General features: G+C 65.0%; 1 pseudogene. It reads left to right on the plus strand.

The annotated features are described in order from the left end of the window. Positions 1-351 (plus strand): annotated as a pseudogene (locus tag U5A52_RS43160) (hypothetical protein); the annotation flags it as partial.

Genomic DNA, 351 nt, shown 5'->3' on the forward strand with positions numbered 1-351 from the left:
CCTTTCCCACGATGGAACACCCTCGAGGTACCACTGGAGAACGGGTGGCAATGCACGCTCGTACCGGGTGGCCAGTACCGCGACGCAGTCTGGAGTCAACAAGCGAGCGGGATCAAGCCCTACCCGCTCAGAAAGCCGCGATGGGGATGGCCCGACGGCAGGGACGGAACCCTCTCTTCCCGACAGTCTTCGACGCGTACGCCCCGGTGCTGGCGCGACGACCGTGAGCGCAAGCGCTGGGAGCGCGATGAGCTTGAACGTCAGCGCGACGAGGACCGGGGCGACTTCTACCGCTATTTCAGGCCGAAGGATGACCTGCGCACGATAACCGGTCAGCGCGGCCTGCAGACA

Origin of the sequence: Paraburkholderia sp. J8-2 (assembly GCF_905220195.1) — a bacterium.
Taxonomy (GTDB): Bacteria; Pseudomonadota; Gammaproteobacteria; order Burkholderiales; family Burkholderiaceae; genus Paraburkholderia.